The organism is Nocardia sp. NPDC004711, from assembly GCF_053601595.1.
Map to the genome: position 1 here is coordinate 241,545 of NZ_JBSGCB010000001.1, position 16,893 is coordinate 258,437.

Below are 16,893 nucleotides of genomic sequence, written 5' to 3' on the forward strand. Positions count from 1 at the left end.
GGCGGTGGTTCCGGACCAGCGGCAGCCTGCGCCACAGGCCGAGCATCACCGGTGAACACCAGCCGCGTCCAGGGTTGCGCGGGTCGGTCAGGCCCACATCAAACCTCCATTGACATCGAGAATCGCCCCGTTGACGTAGGAGGCGTCGTCGGAGGCCAGGAATACGGCCGCCTGCGCGGCCTCCTCGACCCGTCCGGCCCGGCCCAGGGCGAACCGCTTGCGGTAGGCGGCCCAGACCCGGTCGTTGTCAGCCAGCCGACCGCCCATGCCGGCGTCGAGAATGCCGGGCGAGAGGGCGTTGACCCGGATTCCGTACTGCCCCAGTTCGATTGCGCTGGTGCGGGTGAACATTTCGATGGCGGCCTTGGTGGCGCTGTAGCCGGCCGCGCCCTTCGCGATCTGGGTCGCCATGGACGACGACATATTGATGATCACCCCGCCCCGCTCCTTCATGTGCGACACAGCCGCGCGGGTGCACAGGAAGGTTCCCGTGAGGTTGGTGGTCACCATGGCGTTCCAGTCCTCGGGGTCGAGCTGCTCGATCAGCCCGTCCCGGCTCACCCCGGCATTGGCCACCACCACGTCCAGTCCGGACAGCGATTCCGCGGCCGCGGCCATCAGCTGCTCGACCGCCGCCGGATCGGTGACATCGGCCGGATGGAACAGGCAGCGGTCCGGGTATTCCTCCTCGAGGAGCTGGTAGTCCCCGGCCGTACGCGCCGAGCACATGACCGACGCGCCCTCCGCGAGAAACGCTTTCGTGATCGCGAAGCCGAGCCCCCGGGTGCCGCCGGTGACGACGGCGGCCTTTCCTTCGAGCCGCATCACGAGTCCTCCGATTTCGTTCGGGTCAATACCACGTCAAGACCGCCGCCCCGGCGCTCATGCCGCCGCCGACGCCGGCCAGCAGAATGCGCTCACCGCGTTGCAGCGGGCGTTCGAGATGGCTGCTGTGCAGGGTGATGGGAATGGAGGCCGCGCCGGTGTTCCCGTAGCGGGGAGCGGTCAGCGGCACCCGGCCGGGATCCATGCCGAGTTCCCGGATACAGGTCTCCAGCAGCCGAGTGTTGGCCTGGTGCAGGATGATCCGGTCCATCTCGGCGAGCGTGAAGCCGGATTCCGCCAGCGCCTCCGCGATGAGTTTGGGCAGCATGGTCAGCACGTAGTCGCGCACCGCACGGCCGTCCATCCGGAACAGCCGCTCGCCCGCGGGAACCTCGACGAGAGAACGTAATTCACCGTTGGTGACCAGACGGCTCGCGTGCAACCCGTAGCCCGGCGGCACCGGTCCGACCAGGGTCGCGCCCGCACCGTCGCCGAACAAGCTCACGGTCTTGCGATCGGCGCGGTTCATGATCCGCGAGTAGATGTCGGCCCCGACCACCAGCGCCGGGTCCGCCCGCTCCCCCTCGCGTTCCAGCAGTCCGGCGGCGACGGTCAGGGCGAAGAGGTAGCCGACGCACACCGAGTTCAGATCGAAGGCGGGTATGCCGCTGAGCCCCAATTTGTGTTGCAGCGCAGCGGCTGTCGCGGGCTGCGGCTAATCCCCGGTCGAGGTGGCGACGATGACGCTGCCGATCCGCGGCCAGGTCTCCCGGGGCCCGAGCAGGTCCAGGGCGGCTCGATGGGCCAGATCGGAGGTGGCCGTCTCCGCGCCGGCGTAGCAGCGGGTGTCGATCCCGGTACGTTCCCCCACCCACTCCGGGGTGGTGCCCGCCCACTCCGAGATGGCGGCATTGCCGATCTCGGCGGGCGGCAGGTAGGCGCCGGTGCGCAGAATACCGACCGCCATCACAGGCACACCGGTAGTTCGGCCAGCTGCCAGACCGCCGATCCGCCGTGCCAGCACACCTCCAGACCCAGTGATCTCGTTGTCTCCGAAGGGAATCGACGTACGGGACACCGCAGCATATCCATAGAACCTCTCTCATCGGCGTAGCGCGTGACTGTGCCACTCCGCCAACCAGTTTCACGGCCGACCCTCTCCGATTGCCGCTGGCCATGCGCAGATCTATTGCGTCTCAGCGACTTTCAACACCCATGAACCCGCCCCACCCACTCCGTCGCCACGGTAACTCGTTCTACAGCTTGATGCAGAGCTTGGTTCGGCAAATCCGCTGTGACCAAACACATATGGACTCACAGACATCTTTTGACTAGGTCACGTTTCGCTTCTTGGACTGCAGTGGATTTCGTCGAGAGTGCACACGCCGACGTTGCGCCGCTCGCGGACGAGCATGTCCCGAGCAGCCCCAACGGATTACGGGGCAAGGTGGTGCACGGCATATTCACGACGGCCCGCCAAAACCATACTAATGCGGAGGAATACCGCGAAGCGCTCATAGCAGCCGGCTTCGAAGATGTCGGGGTCTACTCCATCCGCCATCACGTCTTCCCGCAATATGCGGAATTTGTCAGCAATAGGTCCAGGCAGCCGGAAACGAAGCGAATCAATCCGTTGACTCGAATGTTTTTCGGTAGCAGAGGAGTCTCGTTCCGGGCCCCTTGGCTGGACTACATCGTGGCCGTCGCAGAAAAGCCGTCTGTGTGAGTCGACTTGGGGTAGAACACGAAACGCGGAACCTCTGATGCACAGAGGTTCCGCGCTTCCGCCGGTGTCGGTGGCTCAGACCGTCTTGATGTCGGAGACCAGCCAGTGGCCGTCCTTCTTCGAGAGTTGCACCTGCAGACGGTCGCTGGCGAGCGTCTCCTGTGCCGAATCCGCGCTCGAGAAGCGCTGATCCGCGATCACCAGCACGGTCGCGCCGTCGCGGGTGGAGTCGATCACGCCGGTCGCCTGCACGATGGTCTGGACGTTGAGCTTCTTCTCCTTGGCCGCGGGGATGGCCTGCTCGTTGATCACCTTCATGTAGGAATCGCGGTAGGCGCCCGACAGCCGGTCGGCGACCTTCGGCAGTTCCTTTTCGGCGGAATCGTAGTTGTAGGTGAAGAGGTCCTCGACCGTGTCCTGTGCGAAAGCGGCTGCGGAAGTGCGGTTTCGTTCAGCGGTACGGTCGGACCAGAAGCGGTCGGCGACGAGCGATCCCACCGTCACGGCGGCGACGAGGAGCACGCCGGCGACGGCGATCATGATGGAACGGGCATTGATCTTCACAGCACCAGCTCCCACGACGAGGCGGTCACGGTGCCGCCGCTGCGGTTCACGGTCACTCGGAAGCGGTAGTCCTTCTGCATCGGACCGTTGGACGCGGCATTGGACACGGTCTGCTGGGCCAGCAGCAGCACCTTGGCCGAATCGGCGCTGTCGCTCTCGATGGCGGCGGAGATGATCTTGCCGGAGGACTGCACCTTCATCTGCTCGAAGACCTTCTTGTAGCTGTCTTTATTGGCGGCGAGGTCGTCCTTGAGGCCGCCGCCCGCTACCGCGAACAGCCGGTCCAGGTCGGGCCCGGCGGTGTCGGCCTTGACGGTGACCATGTCCAGGTACGCCTGCTTGGCGACCTGGATGTATTCGGCGCGCCGCGCGCTCAGGTCGTCGGCATGCTGTTGGTGGTAGTAGAAGAGGCCGCCCGAACCGATCAGCACCAGCGTGGAGAACAGGGCGACCACCGCGGCGATCGAGCCCGCCCAGCCGAGCGAGGCCCGCGCCCGCTGGAAACTCGACTTCGGTTCGCCGCCTGCGGATTCGGCCGGCGCGTCGACGGCCGGCTTCGCGTCCTCGACCACCGCGACCACGAATTCCGGCTCGGCGGTGACGGATTCGGCGGCGGCGGACGCGGTGTCCGCGACCGCCTCGACATCCGCGACCGCCGGCTCCGGCTCGGCGGCCGGGCTCGACGCCACGGCCGCTGCCGTTTCCGGGCTCATCGCGGCGACCGAGGTCTGCTGGACCTCGATGCCCGCGCGATCATCCTCGACGGGCGGGCCCGCCTGCCGCACGACGCGTCGCCGGGTGCGGGTTCGATTTGCTGGGGTTTCGCTCATGGCGTTGGCTCCTGAAGCAGCTGTTGCCAGCTCGACGGCACCCTGGTGGAACCATCTGCATTGACGTCTCCCCGACGGTACACGTGACCATCAGGTCCGACGAAGGTACCGGTGCCCGGATCCTCGTGTGCGATGAAGGGTGCGCTCTGGTCGCCGAGCAGCTTGTCCAGCGGCTGCCCATTGTTGTCCACCTTGTTCGGCGGACCGAACGGCGGGTTGTCGCCCTCGGGCTGGTAGCCGTTGGGATCGTGGCAGAGCTCGGGGGTCGGCGCGCGCTTGCCCGGCACATCCACACACGGGGTGTTGCGGATACCGCGCACGGCCTCCTTGGCGTTCTGCGGCACCTTGCAGTACATGTTGCTCGGGGTTTCGATCTGCGAGGTATCGGCGGGCGAGCGTCGCTCCGACGCCGGCAGGAAGCCGGTGGTGCAACCCGGCGGGTCGTTCAGGCCGAGCATGAAGTCGACCATGGCGCCGTACTGCACGGGCCCGCGAATGGCGGTCAGCAGTCCCGACAGCAGCGGCGGATAGATGACCAGGACCTGCTCGAGCCCGGCGTGATAAGTGAGCCCGACCTGGCCGACGCTGAGCATATTGGCGAGCATGATCGGCAGGGTCGGCTTCAGGTCCTGGAAGGTCGAGTTGACCTTGTCCAGCGTGGACGGCGTCTTCTGCAGGATCGCCTTCAGCGACGGATCATGTTCGCGCAGTTGGTCGGTGACGGCGGCGAGATCCCTGGTCCAGGCCCGGACATCGTCCGAGGTCTGGTTCTGGGTGTCCAGCAGCGGGCCGATCTTGTCCAGCAGATCCTTGGTGGCGTCGGTGTTGTCCTTGGCCGACTGCACCAGCAGCGACGCCGAATCGATGAAGCGCTGCAGATCCGGCCCCGCGCCGTTGAAGGCCACGAAGGCGTCGTTGATGACCTCTTGCAGCTTGGTATCCGCGACGGTGGACAGCAGCCGGTCGGCCTGGTCGAGCATGGCGCCGACGTCCTGCGGCAGCTTGGTCTGCTCCACCGGGATGACCGAACCGTCGTGCAGGTTGCCGCCCTTGGGATTATCGGCCGGAACCAGATCCACGAACTGCTCACCGATGGCCGACACGCTCTTCACGTAGGCGGTCACATCGGACGGGATCTTGTAGTCGCTGTCGATGGAGAGCTTGGCGTCCACACCGGCCGAGGTGAGTTTGACGTCCTCCACCTTGCCGATATTGGTGCCGCGGTAGGCCACGTTGGCGGTCGGGTACAGGCCGCCGGTCGCGGCCAATTGCACGGTGACGCCGTACCTTCCGATACCCAGCATGGCCGGGAGCTTCACGTAGTCGCCGCCCATGACGGTCAGGCCGATCACGGTCAGCACCGAGAAGATGGCCAGCTGCACCTTGACGAACTTGGTGAGCTTCACTTCCCGTCACCCCCTTGCTGTGCGGGCACGGTCAGGCCCGGAATGGCCGGCAGACCTGGAATCGGCGGCAGCCCGGCGATACTCGGGGTCGGCGGCGGCGTGGTCGGCTGTGGCGCGGTCTTCAACGGATCGGTGAGCGGGTCGCCGATGCCCTGCGGGGTCTTCGCTCCGGTGATCCCGGTGCCGAGGGTGGCCTGGGCGCCGCCCAGGCTGCCGCCCAGCGGCGTGCCGGTGAGGAAGTTCGAGTCCAGCCGGGCGCCGGTGAGGTCGACGGTCATGAACAGGTTCATGTAGTCGCCCTTGATGACCTTGTCGATGTTCTTGATCGGGAACGGGAACGACAGCAGCCACTGCAGCGATTCGGCGAGTTTGCCGCCGGTCGAGGCCAGCGACTGCAGCGCGGGCTCCAGGTTGGACAGGTCCGCCTTGAGGTTGTCGCCGCCCTGATCGATGACCTTCTGCACGGTGTCGCTCAAACCACCCAGTGCCGTAATGGCTTTGGTGATGTTCTCGCGGCGGTCGGCGAGCACGGTCAGCGCCGGGTGGATCTGAGTGATGGCCTTGGTGACATCGTCCTTCTGCTGCGCGAACACCCCGGCGAACCGGTCCAGCCCGCTCATGGCGGCGATGATGTCGGCCGTCTGCTTGTCCAGGGTGGTGGTCAGCTGATTCAACTGCGGCAACAGATCCCGGATCGAATCGGTGCGGTTCTTGAAGGTGGCGTCGAGTTCCTTGGTGATCGTCTCCACCTGGGAGATGCCACCGCCGTTGAGCACCACCGACAGTGAGGACAGCGTCTGCTCGGTGGTCGGGTAGGCCGCGGCGCGGTCGAGCGGGATCAGGTCCCCGTCCTGCAAACGGCCTTGCGCCGGCTGATCGGCCGGTGCGGCCAGCTCCACGTGGTTGGAGCCCAGCAGACTGGTCTGCCCGATGCGCGCGATGGCGTTGGCGGGCAACGTGACTCCCTTGTCCAGGGAGAGGGTGACCAGGGCGTGCCAGTTCTCGACCTCGATCCCGGTGACCGAGCCCACCGCCACGTCGTTCACCATGACCGGCGAATTACGGGTCAGTGTGGTCACATTCGGCATCTGGACGCGCACGTGCCAGGCGCCCGCACCGGTGCCGGGCGCACCCGGCATGGACACCGAGTTCAGGCCGTCCCAGGAGCAACCGCCCACACCGAACAGCGCGACCAGGCTGATTGCCGTGCCCGCCAGGCGAATTCGTCGGCGACTGGTCATCGTCCACCTCCAGTCAGCAGATCGGCGAGGGACTTGGGCGAGGCGACCGGCGCACCGTCGGCCGCGGGGGCCCGGTTGGCCAGGTCCGGCGTGCTGTAGGTGAGCTGATTCGGGAACGCGTTCTGCTCGGTCGCCGGATTCACCAGCAGCGGAGGATAATTCATCATCAGCGACTGGATGACGGGCGCCAGGTACTGCTTGCACAGCTCGGCGCTGTGCTGGGAATCGTTGACCGGGTCGGCCTCGACGCCACCGCACAGGAATGCGGTCGGGTTCGCGAAGTTCGGTGCGCCCAGGGCGCCGGTTATCGTGCCCTGCGCGGGCTTGTAGAGCTGGTAGAAGTTCGCCAGCGCGGTCGGGGCGGAGTGCATGATACGTTCCAGTTCCGGCTTCTTGTCCGCGAGGATCTGGGTGGCGTCGGCCAGCTTCTGCACGCTCTCGGTCAGTGCGCCGCCGCGCTCGTCCAGGAACCGCTTCACATCGCCGATGGCCGAGTCGAGATTGTCCAAGCCGGAACCGAGATCGGTCGAAACATTGGCGAGCACCGAGGAGACCGAGGCCAACCGGCCGCCGAACTGCACGATCTGATCGTTGGACTTGGACAGCACATCGACGAACTTCTGCAGGTTCTGGATGGTGCCGAACAGGTCGGTGCGGCCGTCGGAGAGCGTGCTCAGCGTGCTGGACAGCTCTTTCAGGGTGTCGCGGAAGGCCTGGGCATTGCCATTGCCGAGGTTGTCGGCGGCGGTATTGATGGCCCGGCCGAAGGAGCCCTGCTTGTCCTCGCCGATCGGGCCGAGGGCGGTGGACAGCTTGGTCAGCTCGGCCTTGATGTCGTCCCATTCCACCGGAACGGCGGTGCGCTCCACGGGAATCGACGCGCCGTCGCCCATCTTCGCGCCGCCGGTGTAGGCGGGCGCGAGCTGGATGAAGCGCGCCGACACCAGCGACGGCGAGATGATGACGGCCTTGGCGTCGGAAGGAACGTCGACACCGCGGTCGACCGTCATCTTCACGGTCACCCGGTCCTTGCCGGGATCGATGGAATCGATGCGGCCGACCTTCACGCCGAGCACCCGGATCTCGTCACCGGCGTAGAGGCCGTTGGTCGAGGGGAAGTACGCGGTGATGTGCTTCTTGCCGATATCGGAGACGAGTCCGTATACCAGCCACCCGGCCAGCACGACCACCACGGCCAGGGCCGTGAGCTTGGTCCACCGCGGCAGCTTGCGAATGGCGTTCATCGCGGCGGCTCCTGGGGGTTGGTCTGAACTTGGAAGGCGCCGTTGAGCATGTTCTGCAGCGAGTCGGGCAGATGCTGCGGCCAGACCATGGAGTCGACCAGAATCTGCAGGGCCGGGCTCGCGCCATTGGACAGGTAGGCCTGGAAGTACGGTCCGGAGCCGACCTGCTCACCGAGCGCGGCCTCGAACGGGCCGAGCTCGTCGACCGCCTTGCCGATGTTTTCCTTGTTCTTGATCAGCAGCGCCAGCACCGAATTCAGCTTGTCCAGCGTCGGTTTCAGCTGGGCCTCGTTGTCGGTGACGAAGCCGGTCAGCTGCTGCGCCAGGCCGTTGATGTAGACGATGAGCTGGCTCAGTGCCGAGCGGCGGGCGTCCAGCTCGCCGAGCAGGGTATTGCCGTCGACCAGCAGCGAATTGATCTGCAGCGCACGGTCGCCCAGCACCTTGGTGACGTTCTGGGCATGCGAGAGCAGATCGGTGAGCGCCTTGTCGCGAGCGTTCAGGCTGCGGGAGAGCGCGGTGACGCCGTCCAGCGCCGAGCGCAGCGGTCCCGGGGTGTCGCTGAAGGCTTCGGACAGGGTGTCCAGGGTCTTGTTGACCTGGTCGGTGTCCATGCCCTTCACGTCGGTCGCCAGATCGCCGAGGGCGTCGGTGAGCGAGTACGGAGAAGTGGTGCGCTCCAACGGGATCGTCTGATCCTCACGTAGCGCGCCGTCACCGGTCGGCACCACCTCGAGCGACTTGCGCCCCAACACGGTGTTGGTCTTGATGGCGGCGGTGGTCTTGGTGCCGAGCACGATCGCCTCGTCGAGGCTGAACCGGACCTTGACCTTCGCGCCGTCCAGTTTCACCGACTCGACCTTGCCGGACTTCACGCCGGCCACCTGCACCTGGTCGCCGGGCAGCAGCCCGCCGGCATCGGCGAAGTAGGCGCTGAACTGCGCGCCCGAGCGGATGAACGGCAGCCGGTCGAACTGCAAGGCGGTCAAGCAGATCGAAACCACCAGCACGATGCCGACGACGCCGATATTGATCAGCGGTGAGCGTTGTTGGTTCAATTTGCCGCGCACCTTCCGGTGTTCTGACCGCCCGGCAGGGTGATCCGTGTGGTGCCGCCGCCGGGGGCGTCCACGATCAGGGCCGCGCCACAGACGAACATATTCAGGAACGAGCCGTAGGAGCCGATCCGGATCAGCTTCTTGTAGGTCTCGGGCAGCAGGTTCAGGACGTAGTTGACGTCGTCGCTCCGGTCGTCGAGATTCTGCGACAGCGTGCCGAGCTGCTGGAAGTCCGCCTTGAGATCCGGGCGGGTCTGCATCAGCAGATCCTGGAGACCGCCTGTCGCCCCGGCCAATCGGGGCAGGGCGTCACCGATCGGATCCTTGTCCGCCGCGAGCCCGCTGACCAGCCGCTGCAATTCGGTCAGCGTGGTCTGGAAGTCCGCGTTGTTCTGATCGATGGTGCCGAGCACCGTCTTCAGATTCTCGATCACGCTGCCGATCAGGGCATCCCGATCGGCGAGGGTCTTGGTGAAGGAGCCGCCGCTGTTGAGCAGCGACACCAGCGTGCCGCCCTGACCCTGGAACACCTGCAGCAGCGCACCGGTCAGATCGTTCACCTGGTCCGGATTCAGGCCGCGCAGCAGCGGTTTGAAGCCGCCGAGCAGCAAGTCCAGGTCCAATGCGGGCTTGGTCTGGCCGATCGGGATGGTGGCGCCCTTGCCCAGCGATTGCGCCGTGCCCGGGCCGTCCATCAGTTCCAGGTAGCGGTTGCCGACGAGGTCCTCGTAGCGCACCGCGGCCTGGGTGCCGGAGTAGATCCGGTACTGACGGTCGAGGTCGAAGTCGACGTGTGCCAGATGGTCCTTGCCCACGTAGACGCGGCTCACCGAGCCCACCGGAACACCGGCGATGCGCACCTTCGCGCCCGGCAGCATTCCGGACGAGCTGGCGAAGATCGCGTGGTAGCCGGTCGCGCGGGAGAAGCGCACCTCGCTGAAGACCACCCCGAGCGCGGCCAGCACCAGCACCATGATCAGGGCGAAGATACTCAGCTTCACCGTGGTGCCATGCGGTTTGAACTTCACTTGCCCACCCCCGGAACATCGCCGAACAGCAGCTGGAACACCCGCGGACCGTTGAGGCTGGTGCTCGTCGGCGGCGTCCACACCTCACCTTCGGAGGTGTCGGTGACGAGGAAGTTGGAGTGGCTGCCCGGCACCCGATCGAGAATGTTCTCGCAGTGCGGGCCACCGGTGGCATTCACCTTCGGCAGATCCTTCGGGTACGAGTACGGCGTGCCGCCACCCATGAAGCCGGCGTTCAGCGTCACGTACGGGCCGTCACCACCGAAGATGCGGTTGCCGTCCGGCAGTGCGTTGGCCGCACCGACGACCAGGCAGTACAGGGCCGGGTTGTACTCGTTGAGCAGTTCGGTGGTCGGGCGCAGCACACCGAGGGTGTCCACCAGGGCCTTCTCATTGTCGGAGAGCACGCCGCCGGTGTCGTTGGCCAGGCCCACCAGGTTCAGCAGCACCTTGTCGAAGTTGTCCTTCTCGTCGACGATGGTGCCGCCGGTGGTCGCCGCGTTTCCGGTGGTGCGCAACAGATCCGGCGCGACATCGGCGTACAGGTTGGTGACGCCGACCGAGGTCTGCAGATCGCGCTGCAGGTCGGGCAGGCTCGGATTGAGGCTCTTGAGCACGTCGTCACTGTTCACCATGAGCTGGCCCAGCTTGTCGCCGCGGCCCTGCAGGGCGGTGCCCAGCGCGGTCAGCGTGGCATTCAGCTTCTCCGGCTGCACCTTCGCCAGCAGATCGTTCAAATGCTGGAAGAGCGTGTTGAATTCGACCGTCACCGCACCGGCCTGCACCACCGCACCCGGCTCGAGGGAATCGGTGGAGGGGTTCTGCGGTTCGATGAAGTTGACGTACTTGGCGCCGAACACCGTAGTCGAGTTGATGTCGACGGAAGCGTTGGCGGGCACCATCTTCAGCTTGTCCGGATCGACCGCGAGATCGATGCGGGCGCCGTCCGGGCCGTCGGTGATCTTGGAGACCCGGCCGATCTCGACGCCGCGGATCTTCACCTTGGCGTCCTTGTCCATGACCAGGCCCGCGCGCGGGGAGGCGATGGTGACCTTGACCGTGTTGTCGAAGCCGCCCGCGAAGGCGACCAGGCAGATCGCCACCGCCGCCACGATGGTGAGCACCAGGCCGGCCCCGGCGAGCCGGATGACCCACCCCTGTTCGAGGTAGGGCTTGGGCTTCGGTTTCTGGACGAACGGTGAACCGATCGGGTTCACCACGCCGCCTTGCTGTTGGACCATGTCGTGTGTCCCGCCCCTACCCGGAGAGATGGAAATTGCCGGAGGTGCCGTAGATGGCCAGCGACATCAGCAGCGTCACCATGACGACCGCGATCAGCGAGGCCCGCACCGCATTGCCTACCGCCACACCGACACCGACCGGTCCGCCCGCGGCGTTGTAGCCGTAGTAGGTGTGGATCAGCATGACGGCCATGGCCATGAAGATCGCCTGGGCGAAGGACCAGAGGATGTCGCTGGGGATGAGGAAGGTCGAGAAGTAGTGGTCGTACACACCGGCCGACTGGCCGTAGATCACGACGGTCGAGAAGCGCGAGGCGATGAACGACGCGATGACCGCCAGCGAGTACAACGGGATGATGGCGATGATGCCCGCCAGCATGCGGGTGCCCACCAGGAAGGGGACGGGCCGGATGGCCATCACCTCCAGGGCGTCGATCTCTTCGGAGACGCGCATGGCCCCCAATTGTGCCGTGGTACCGGCCCCCAGCGTCGCCGCCAGGCCGATGCCCGAGATCACCGGCGCCGCAATGCGAACGTTGATGAAGGCGGCGAAGAAGCCGGTCAGCGCCTCGACGCCGATATTGCCGAGCGAGCTGTAGCCCTGCACGGCGATGGTGCTGCCGGCCGCCAGCGTCAGGAAGCCGACGATCACGACGGTGCCGCCGATCACGGCCAGCGCGCCTGTGCCCATGGAGATCTCGGCGATCAGGCGAATGGTCTCGGTCCGGTAGTGCACCAGGGCCTTGGGGACCGAGCCGATCGAGCGCGCGTAGAAGACCGCGTGCTTGCCGATCGAGTCGAGGGCCGCGGAGAAGCGCCGAAAACGGTTGGCTACCTTCGGGAAACGACTTTGGATCACGAAAGCCATCTGATCACCGCGCCGTGAACTTGATGCCCGCGGCGGTGACCACGACGTTAATCACGAACAACGCCATGAAGGCGAAGACGACGGTCTGGTTGACGGCGTCGCCGACGCTCTTGGGACCGCCCTTCACGTTCAGGCCCAGGTAACAGGCGACCAGTCCGGCGACGAGTCCGAACAGCATGGCCTTGATCTCGGAGAGGACGAGCTCCGGGAGGTGGGTCAGCAGGGTGAGCCCGTTGACGAACGCGCCGGGGTTCACGCCCTGCAGGAAGACCGAGAACAGGAACCCGCCCAGGATGCCGATGGCCGACACCAGACCGTTGAGCAGGAGGGCGACCAGCATGGAGGCCAGCACACGCGGAACCACAAGGCGCTGAACCGGATCGATGCCGAGCACCTTCATGGCGTCGATCTCTTCGCGAATGGTGCGCGCGCCCAGATCCGCGCAGATGGCGGTCGCGCCCGCGCCGGCCACGATGAGCACCGTGACCATCGGGCCGATCTGGGTGATGGTGCCGAACGCCGCGCCCGCGCCGGACAGGTCGGCGGCGCCGATCTCCCGGAGCAGGATATTGAGGGTGAAACTCACCAGGACGGTGAATGGAATCGCCACCATCAAGGTGGGGAACATGGACACCCTGGCGATGAACCAGGACTGATCGATGAATTCCCGTCGCTGGAACGGGGGCCGTACCGCGGCGCGAGCGACAGCACCGGCGAGTTCGAAGAACCCTCCGACCGCCCGCAGCGGTACGGCAAGGACTTCATTCATTCCCGCTATTCCTCCTGCCCCTGCCTAGCTATAGCAACCGAGATCTGAATGTGATCTCGGTCCCGCTCGAAGATTAGAACACGTTCTCATACGGTTCGGGAAGGTTTCGACGGTTTGAACAGGCAATCTTTCTGAACTTGCGTCCAGTTTTGAGAACAGGTTCACGTCAGCCTAACCACCACAGGTATGCCGCATTGTGAGGCGACACACAGAGTTGTCCCTTTTCTTACCAACGATCGATCTCGTGATCAACCGCAGCCGCCGGGGGCCGGGCCGTGTCTTCAGGAACCCACGACCCCCGGACGGGGACACCGAGGCCAGTCTCAGCCCAGATCCTTCAGCGAGGAGGCGGAAAACGTAGCGTCCGAACCGCGTTCGGAGAAATAGCCGCCCAGGGTCGCGGCCAGGCCCTCGCGGGTCCACTCGCCCTCGGCGTCGAAGCGCTGCTCCACCACCGGAGCCGCCATCAGGGCCACCATCGGGCCGTAGACGACGAACAGCTGACCGCTGATCGCCTCGGCCGCCGGCGAGGCCAGGTAGGCCACCAGCCGCGCGACGTGATCGGGCGAGAGCGGGTCCGGACCCTGGTCGGGAGCCGCGGAGAAGACCTTCTCGGTCATGGCCGTCCGCGCTCGCGGCGCGATGGCGTTGGCGCGCACGCCGACCGACTCCAGCGCCCGCGCGGCCGAGAGTGTCAGCGCGGTGATGCCGGCCTTGGCCGCACCGTAATTCGCCTGCCCGGCCGGGCCGAGCAGACCGGCCTCCGAGGAGGTGTTGATGATGCGCCCATAAACGGGAGCACCCGTCTCCTTGTACTTGCCACGCCAGAAGGCGGCCGCATTGCGGGTCAAAAGGAAATGCCCGCGCAGGTGGACCGCGACGACCGCGTCGAAATCCTCATCGGACATGTTGAACAACATCTTGTCCCGGGTGATCCCGGCATTGTTCACCACGATGTCCAGCCCGCCGAAGGTCTCCTCGGCGGTGCGGATCAATGCGTCGGCCGTCGCGCGCTCGGCAATACTGCCGCCCACGAACTCCGCCTTGACGCCCAGCGCTCGGATGTCGGCGAGGGTTGCGCTCACCGCGTCGTTCTCGGCAAGGTCGTTGACGATGACCGACGCGCCGGCCCGGGCCAGCTCGAGGGCTTCGGCCCGGCCCAGACCGGCGCCCGCGCCGGTGACGATGGCAACCCGGCCCGAAAGACTTACATCAGAATCGCTCACCGGGCCGACTCTAGAACGTGTTCCACCCGACGGGCAAGCGTGCGCTCAGACCAGCTTCAATGCCGCCTTGGGGCACTGGGCCACGGCGGACTCGATATCGCGACGGTTGGCCTCGGTGACCTCGGCCTCGTTGACGTGCAGGTTGTCGTCGTCATCGAGATCGAAGACGTCAGGGGCGATTCCGACACAGATTCCGTTGGCTTCGCACTGATCGAAATCGACGATCACCTTCATAGTTCTCTCCTTAACCACAGGTTCTTCCCGAGCCTAACAAGCGGACCGGTGGTCAGAACAGCAAAGTAGCCCTAACCGGAACGAATACTGGAACATGTTTCACTTGCGTGCGATGATCGGCTGAACCGAGAAACGAAGGCTAGAGGTACTGCTATGCGTATCGCCTACACGCCGCAACAGGAACAGCTGCGTGCCGAGCTGCGTGACTATTTCACCCGCCTCATCACTCCCGAACGGCGGCAAGCGCTTTCGGCGCAGACCGGAGAGTACGGCGAGGGCAATGTCTACCGCGAGGTGGTCGAGGAGATGGGCCGCGACGGCTGGCTCGCCCTCGGCTGGCCCAAGGAGTACGGCGGCCAGGACCGCTCCACCATGGATCAGCTGATCTTCACCGACGAGGCCGCCATCGCCGGCGCCCCGGTGCCGTTCCTGACCATCAACTCGGTGGCGCCGACGATCATGCACTACGGCACCGAGGAGCAGAAGAAGTTCTTCCTGCCCAAGATCGCCGCCGGCCGGCTGCACTTCGCCATCGGCTACTCCGAGCCGGGCGCCGGCACCGACCTGGCCTCGCTGCGCACCTCCGCGGTCCGCGACGGCGACGACTGGATCATCAACGGCCAGAAGATGTGGACCTCCCTCATCGCCTACGCCGACTACGTGTGGCTCGCCGCCCGCACCGACCCGAACGCCAAGAAGCACAAGGGCATCTCGATGTTCATCATGCCGACCACGGCAGAGGGCTTCTCCTGGACGCCGGTGCACACCATGGCCGGGCCGGACACCAGCGCCACCTACTACCAGGACGTGCGGGTCAAGCACTCCGACATGGTGGGCCCGGAGAACGGCGGCTGGGCGCTGGTCACCAACCAGCTCAACCACGAGCGGGTCGCGCTGACCTCGTCCGCGCCGCTGGCCCTGGCCGTCGCGCAAGTGACCGAGTGGGCGCGCAACACCAAGACCGCCAATGGCGCCCGGGTCATCGACCAGGAATGGGTGCAGATCAGCCTGGCCCGCATCCACGCCAAGGTCGAGTACCTGAAGCTGACCAACTGGGAGATCGCCTCGCGCGCCGACGCCGGCGGCGACGCCGCCCCGCGCCCGTGGGACGCCTCGGCCACCAAGGTGTACGGCACCGAGCTGGCCACCGAGTCCTACCGCGCGCTGATGGAGATCCTCGGCCCGCAGGCCTACCTGCGCCAGGACTCGGCGGGCTCGCAGCTGCGGGGTCGCCTGGAGCGCATGCACCGCGCCTGCCTGATCCTCACCTTCGGCGGCGGCACCAACGAGGTGCAGCGCGACATCATCGCCATGACCGCCCTCAAGCAGCCCGCCGCCGCGCGCTAGCTGTGTCCGATAGCGATGTGAGCGGGCCCTCCGTGGTTACGCAAGCCGCCTCCTCCGGGCCTGACGCTCACATCGCGCGAAACCAAGGTAACCATCATGGATTTCACCCTCACCGAGGCGCAGCAGGATCTCGCCCGCCTCACCGCCGAGGTCACCGGCAAGCTGGTCACCGCCGACCGGCTGCGTGAGCTCGACCGCAACACCGACGCGTCGGGCAACCCGACCGTGCGCTTCGACGAATCGCTGTGGAGCTCGCTCGCCGAGACCGGCGTGCTGGCCGCGGCCCTGCCGGAGACGGTGGGCGGCAGCGACTTCGGTGTGCTGGAGCAGACCGCCATCCTGCGCGAGATCGGCAAGTCCGTCGCGCCCGTGCCGTACCTGTGGTCGATCGTGCTCGGCGCCGGCGCGCTCGCGCAGTTCGGCTCCGCGGCCCAGCGCGAGCTGGCCGCCCAGGCCGCGCGGGGCGAGATCATCCTCACCGCCGCGCTGAGCGAGGAGCGCAACTGGGAGCCCACCAGCCCCGTCACCACCGCGATGGCGGGCGACGGCTGGCAGCTGACCGGTCTCAAGACCACGGTGCCCTTCGCCCGCCAGGCGGCGCGCATCCTGGTGTCCGCCAGCGTCGACGGCTCCCCGGCGGTCTTCCTGGTCGACCCGTCGCACGCCTCGGTGCGCGTCGAGGACCAGATCGTCACCGACCGCTCCCCCGAGGCCGAGGTCGAATTCGCCGGCACCCCCGCCGAACTGGTGGGCACCGTCGACCAGGGCGCCGAGATCCTGACCTGGCTGCTGGAGCGCGCCTGGCTCGGCCTGGCCGCCACCCAGCTCGGCGTGGTCGAGAAGGGCCTGGAACTGGTCGCCGACTACGCCCGCGAGCGCGAGCAGTTCAATCGCAAGATCGGCAGCTTCCAGGCCGTGGCCCAGCGCCTGGCCGACGCCTACATCGACGTCCAGGGCGTGCGCCTGGCCGTGCAGCAGGCGGCCTGGCGACTCGCCGAGGGCCTGCCCGCCGCGGCCGAGGTCCACACCGCCAAGTTCTGGGCCGCCGAGGCGGGCCACCGCGTCGCCCACACCGTGGTGCACGTGCACGGTGGCGTCGGTATCGACCGCGACCACATCGTGAACCAGTACTTCACCGCCGCCAAGCACAACGAGTTCGCCCTCGGCGGCGCCACCGACCACCTGCGCGCACTCGGGTCGCTGCTGACCGACGCTGCGCAGTAACAACTCTCGGAGACTCGGTACCAACTCCCGGAGACTCGGCCGAACCCTGCACTGCGGCCGAC

The 16,893-nt window shown here is 66.4% G+C and carries 18 protein-coding genes; 3 read left to right on the forward strand and 15 right to left on the reverse strand.

The genetic code is table 11. The annotated features are described in order from the left end of the window. Positions 1-87 precede the first annotated feature (87 nt). The 3 genes from ACWEKS_RS01135 to ACWEKS_RS01145 are packed head-to-tail and all read right to left on the reverse strand — an operon-like array spanning position 88 to position 1,792. Positions 88-825 (reverse strand): SDR family NAD(P)-dependent oxidoreductase, encoded by a 738-nt coding sequence (locus tag ACWEKS_RS01135; RefSeq protein WP_452338233.1) that lies wholly within the window; start codon positions 823-825, stop codon positions 88-90. Positions 826-850: 25 nt separating this feature from the next. Then, positions 851-1,504 carry a 3-oxoacyl-ACP synthase III family protein gene (locus ACWEKS_RS01140; protein ID WP_452338234.1) on the reverse strand — a complete coding sequence of 218 codons (654 nt, stop codon included), beginning with the start codon at positions 1,502-1,504 and terminating at the stop codon, positions 851-853. Between the two features lie 36 nt (positions 1,505-1,540). Then, positions 1,541-1,792, reverse strand: coding sequence for a hypothetical protein (locus ACWEKS_RS01145; RefSeq protein ID WP_452338235.1), 252 nt, complete (start codon positions 1,790-1,792; stop codon positions 1,541-1,543). A gap of 393 nt (positions 1,793-2,185) precedes the next feature. Here ACWEKS_RS01145 and ACWEKS_RS01150 point away from each other — a divergent pair, with 393 nt between their 5' ends. After that, complete coding sequence (locus tag ACWEKS_RS01150) at positions 2,186-2,551, forward strand: hypothetical protein (RefSeq protein WP_452338236.1); 366 nt, start codon at positions 2,186-2,188, stop codon at positions 2,549-2,551. A 75-nt stretch (positions 2,552-2,626) separates the two neighbouring features. Here ACWEKS_RS01150 and ACWEKS_RS01155 read toward each other — a convergent pair whose 3' ends face one another. The 12 genes from ACWEKS_RS01155 to ACWEKS_RS01210 form a co-directional block, all read right to left on the reverse strand. Continuing rightward, entirely contained in the window at positions 2,627-3,115 is a 489-nt protein-coding gene (locus tag ACWEKS_RS01155) for a h domain protein (protein WP_452338237.1), read from the reverse strand. Further along, a complete protein-coding gene (locus ACWEKS_RS01160) occupies positions 3,112-3,945 on the reverse strand; it encodes a hypothetical protein (RefSeq protein WP_452338238.1) in 834 nt (277 codons plus the stop codon). The genes ACWEKS_RS01155 and ACWEKS_RS01160 overlap by 4 nt, the downstream gene beginning before the upstream one ends. Then, the gene (locus tag ACWEKS_RS01165; protein WP_452338239.1) at positions 3,942-5,351 is read right to left on the reverse strand and encodes an MCE family protein; all 1,410 of its coding nucleotides are present in this window, start codon (positions 5,349-5,351) and stop codon (positions 3,942-3,944) included. Before ACWEKS_RS01165 ends, ACWEKS_RS01160 begins: the two co-directional genes overlap by 4 nt. Then, entirely contained in the window at positions 5,348-6,592 is a 1,245-nt protein-coding gene (locus ACWEKS_RS01170) for an MCE family protein (protein WP_452338240.1), read from the reverse strand. The genes ACWEKS_RS01165 and ACWEKS_RS01170 overlap by 4 nt, the downstream gene beginning before the upstream one ends. After that, positions 6,589-7,836 (reverse strand): MCE family protein, encoded by a 1,248-nt coding sequence (locus ACWEKS_RS01175; RefSeq protein ID WP_452338241.1) that lies wholly within the window; start codon positions 7,834-7,836, stop codon positions 6,589-6,591. The genes ACWEKS_RS01170 and ACWEKS_RS01175 overlap by 4 nt, the downstream gene beginning before the upstream one ends. Continuing rightward, positions 7,833-8,894, reverse strand: a complete 1,062-nt coding sequence (locus ACWEKS_RS01180) for an MCE family protein (RefSeq protein WP_452338242.1) — start codon at positions 8,892-8,894, stop codon at positions 7,833-7,835. The genes ACWEKS_RS01175 and ACWEKS_RS01180 overlap by 4 nt, the downstream gene beginning before the upstream one ends. Next, positions 8,891-9,922 (reverse strand): MCE family protein, encoded by a 1,032-nt coding sequence (locus ACWEKS_RS01185; protein WP_452338243.1) that lies wholly within the window; start codon positions 9,920-9,922, stop codon positions 8,891-8,893. The genes ACWEKS_RS01180 and ACWEKS_RS01185 overlap by 4 nt, the downstream gene beginning before the upstream one ends. After that, entirely contained in the window at positions 9,919-11,163 is a 1,245-nt protein-coding gene (locus ACWEKS_RS01190; protein ID WP_452338244.1) for an MCE family protein, read from the reverse strand. Before ACWEKS_RS01190 ends, ACWEKS_RS01185 begins: the two co-directional genes overlap by 4 nt. Before the next feature lie 16 nt (positions 11,164-11,179). Further along, positions 11,180-12,031 (reverse strand): MlaE family ABC transporter permease, encoded by an 852-nt coding sequence (locus ACWEKS_RS01195; protein ID WP_452338245.1) that lies wholly within the window; start codon positions 12,029-12,031, stop codon positions 11,180-11,182. Between the two features lie 4 nt (positions 12,032-12,035). Next, positions 12,036-12,800 (reverse strand): MlaE family ABC transporter permease, encoded by a 765-nt coding sequence (locus ACWEKS_RS01200; protein WP_452338246.1) that lies wholly within the window; start codon positions 12,798-12,800, stop codon positions 12,036-12,038. Positions 12,801-13,123: 323 nt separating this feature from the next. Beyond that, complete coding sequence (locus ACWEKS_RS01205) at positions 13,124-14,026, reverse strand: 3-oxoacyl-ACP reductase (RefSeq protein WP_364606228.1); 903 nt, start codon at positions 14,024-14,026, stop codon at positions 13,124-13,126. 45 nt (positions 14,027-14,071) lie between these two features. After that, positions 14,072-14,260 (reverse strand): ferredoxin, encoded by a 189-nt coding sequence (locus tag ACWEKS_RS01210; protein ID WP_040854753.1) that lies wholly within the window; start codon positions 14,258-14,260, stop codon positions 14,072-14,074. A 153-nt stretch (positions 14,261-14,413) separates the two neighbouring features. Between ACWEKS_RS01210 and ACWEKS_RS01215 the strand changes: the two genes are divergently transcribed. Then, the gene (locus ACWEKS_RS01215) at positions 14,414-15,607 is read left to right on the forward strand and encodes an acyl-CoA dehydrogenase family protein (RefSeq protein ID WP_379383118.1); all 1,194 of its coding nucleotides are present in this window, start codon (positions 14,414-14,416) and stop codon (positions 15,605-15,607) included. A gap of 96 nt (positions 15,608-15,703) precedes the next feature. After that, positions 15,704-16,831, forward strand: a complete 1,128-nt coding sequence (locus tag ACWEKS_RS01220; protein ID WP_452338247.1) for an acyl-CoA dehydrogenase family protein — start codon at positions 15,704-15,706, stop codon at positions 16,829-16,831. The last annotated feature ends 62 nt before the right edge of the window (positions 16,832-16,893 follow it).

Coding starts and splice junctions, on each gene's coding strand:
- ACWEKS_RS01135 (WP_452338233.1), bottom strand. CDS start 825: ATGCGGCTCGAAGGAAAGGCCGCCGTCGTCACCGGCGGCACCCGGGGG.
- ACWEKS_RS01145 (WP_452338235.1), bottom strand. CDS start 1,792: ATGGCGGTCGGTATTCTGCGCACCGGCGCCTACCTGCCGCCCGCCGAG.
- ACWEKS_RS01160 (WP_452338238.1), bottom strand. CDS start 3,945: ATGAGCGAAACCCCAGCAAATCGAACCCGCACCCGGCGACGCGTCGTG.
- ACWEKS_RS01170 (WP_452338240.1), bottom strand. CDS start 6,592: ATGACCAGTCGCCGACGAATTCGCCTGGCGGGCACGGCAATCAGCCTG.
- ACWEKS_RS01175 (WP_452338241.1), bottom strand. CDS start 7,836: ATGAACGCCATTCGCAAGCTGCCGCGGTGGACCAAGCTCACGGCCCTG.
- ACWEKS_RS01190 (WP_452338244.1), bottom strand. CDS start 11,163: ATGGTCCAACAGCAAGGCGGCGTGGTGAACCCGATCGGTTCACCGTTC.
- ACWEKS_RS01195 (WP_452338245.1), bottom strand. CDS start 12,031: ATGGCTTTCGTGATCCAAAGTCGTTTCCCGAAGGTAGCCAACCGTTTT.
- ACWEKS_RS01200 (WP_452338246.1), bottom strand. CDS start 12,800: ATGAATGAAGTCCTTGCCGTACCGCTGCGGGCGGTCGGAGGGTTCTTC.
- ACWEKS_RS01210 (WP_040854753.1), bottom strand. CDS start 14,260: ATGAAGGTGATCGTCGATTTCGATCAGTGCGAAGCCAACGGAATCTGT.
- ACWEKS_RS01215 (WP_379383118.1), top strand. CDS start 14,414: ATGCGTATCGCCTACACGCCGCAACAGGAACAGCTGCGTGCCGAGCTG.
- ACWEKS_RS01220 (WP_452338247.1), top strand. CDS start 15,704: ATGGATTTCACCCTCACCGAGGCGCAGCAGGATCTCGCCCGCCTCACC.